This window comes from Dialister sp. CAG:357 (assembly GCF_000435155.1).
Lineage (GTDB): Bacteria > Bacillota > Negativicutes > Veillonellales > Dialisteraceae > Dialister > Dialister hominis.
On record NZ_FR896417.1, the window covers coordinates 15988 to 18317 of the forward strand.

Below are 2330 nucleotides of genomic sequence, written 5' to 3' on the forward strand. Positions count from 1 at the left end.
TTTCACAAATGCGGCAAATCCGATCAGGATGGTGGCAAGAAGGCCGAGTGTCCTTCCGCTCGTCCAGCCAAAGGCAGCGCCGAAGTTGATGAATATATTCAGTGCGACCATGGTCACGATGAAAATGGAAAGGCCTGCAAAGTCGAAATGGAAGGGTTCGTCGGAATCTCTTTTGCTTTCCGGCGTCGCCCAGAGGAGTATCATGCCAAGGGCAGCGAAAATGATGGAAAAGACGAAGATGCCTCGCCAGCCGAAGCTGGATGCAATGGCGCCGCCCGCGAAGGATGCGATGCCGCCGCCTCCCCGGGAGCCGATAGACCAGAAGCTCAGGGCTCTCTGGCGGGCTTTCCCTTCGAAATAGGCATTCATGAGGGCAATGGTCGAAGGCATGATGCATGCGGCCGACAAACCCTGAATGATGCGGCCCGCGATGAGGAGCACCGCGCCCTGCGAAAGGACGAGGCAGGAAGAGCCGATGATGCTCAGGACAAATCCCAGGTAAGCAATCTTCTTCCTACCGGTCTTATCCGCCAGACCTCCGGCAGCCACGATGAAGAGGCCCGAGAAAAGAGCCGTCAGGCTGACCGCAATATTCAGCGTATCCAGCGGAATCCCAAGATCCGCCTGCACGGCAGGTCCGACATTCACGATGGCCTGCGCGAAAAGCCAGAACGTAATCACGCCAAAAACAATCCCGGCGATCATCCGGTCTGTCCCTTTATACCCCATTTTCATACTTTCGACATTCTTCCTTCTCAGACGGATTTCCAGAAGATCCGCTGAGCTTTGACCATAAGAAATTCCGAAAAAAAGATGTTCCCGCATCCTCTTTCGGTTGTCTAAGGCATCCCGCCTTAGAGCGCATACGTCTATTATATGAAAAAAAAGAGCCAATCACAAATTTGATTTGACAAAAACGCATGATTGGCATGGAACGATGTGGGAATTAGAAGGATGGGTGGGGAAATGGAAAACCATACAGCCTCGCTTCGCTCGTGGTAATCAACCCTATCCGCCCTTTTTAAAAACTGCACCTTTGGGAAACCCTAAAACCAGCCTACGGCTGAGGAAATGCTGTTTCCGCCCGGCATAAGAATTTAAGGCCGGGCACCTTCCCTTCCAGGGCAAGGTCAAAACCGGCCTACGGCCCTTCTTCCCCGTCTGGGAAGGCAAGTATTAGCGGCGCTCAGGGAAATACACCGGCCCTACCGCCCATTTCCCTACGCAAAAAGGGCTGTGATGAATGGTTTCCCATTTACCACAGTCCTTCTTTTTATTCTTTATTCTGCTTTGTTTTCGGCTGTTTTCAGTTCTGGTTTGTCGTCTTTGATGTATTCCTTGAGGACGTGTTTGCGGAGGGTCCCGTCGTCCAGGGGCGAGAGTTTCGAGGTGTAGAGGAATACTTTGCCATTGGTCTTCGGGATGGAGATGATGGTGTGGACGTCCCAGGTGAAGTTGCCGTCGGCGCCTTTGGTTCTGAAGTAGTCGGCAATCATGCCTTCGGGGCTGTCTTCGATGCGCTGTTCCATGTTATCGAGACGGACGAATTCGAGGAAGCGTTCCTGGTCATCCGGGTGGATGTTCTGTCTTGCGTAGCTCAGGCGAACTTCTTCAAGGCCGTAGGTCTTCTGATGGAGGAATTCCCAGGAGCTGGCGGAGGCGACAATCGGGTTACAGGAGTTTTCGTCGAAGTTGATGATAAAAACGGTATTGTAGAGGTAGTAGATATTTCTGACAAGGCCGTCGAGCATGTCCTGCTGGCGCTGGTCGCTGTTGAATGTGACGTTGATAAGTTCAGTCCTGTGGATGTGCTTATTTCCGCAGGAGGCGATGGTCTTGCAGCGCAGGCGCATGTACTGGTTCTTGGATGTATAGGTAAGGACCTGCTCTTTCCCGGATTCCGCGATTTCATTGGCAAAATTCCTGAAAAGGTGGGACAGCTGCGAGGCATTGTCGTTGATCGTATGCTCGGACATGTCCGTAGAGGTCGTCCCGGCAGTAGCGAGGGATTTCATGAATTCATTATTGACGAAGAGGTATCTGAATTTCGTTCCGTCGTCTTCCAGAAGGGCAAACGGGCAGTTCGTCAGGAAATCTTCTCTTCCTGCTGCATCATAGTACTGCGCCATTTCTCTTGTTTCCGTGACCCAGTGCTGTTCTTTGATGCGTTCTACGACGTTATCGTAAGGCATTGGTTTTCCGAAGTAGTAGCCCTGGATTTTTTCGCATCCGATGCTCTTCAGGAAATTGAGCTGTTCTTTCGTCTCGACGCCTTCAGCGAGTGTCTGCACGCCGATTTTTTTGGCCATGCGGACGGTGCTTTCGATGAC

At 51.9% G+C, this 2330-nt stretch carries 2 protein-coding genes; both read right to left on the reverse strand.

Annotated features, from left to right (window positions below; translation table 11 throughout):
* A partial coding sequence (locus M3200_RS04305; protein WP_288178136.1) for an MFS transporter occupies positions 1-735 on the reverse strand: 735 nt, incomplete at its 3' end.
* Between the two features lie 545 nt (positions 736-1280).
* On the reverse strand, positions 1281-2330 hold a 1050-nt coding region (locus M3200_RS04310; RefSeq protein WP_288178137.1), incomplete at its 5' end, for an EAL domain-containing protein.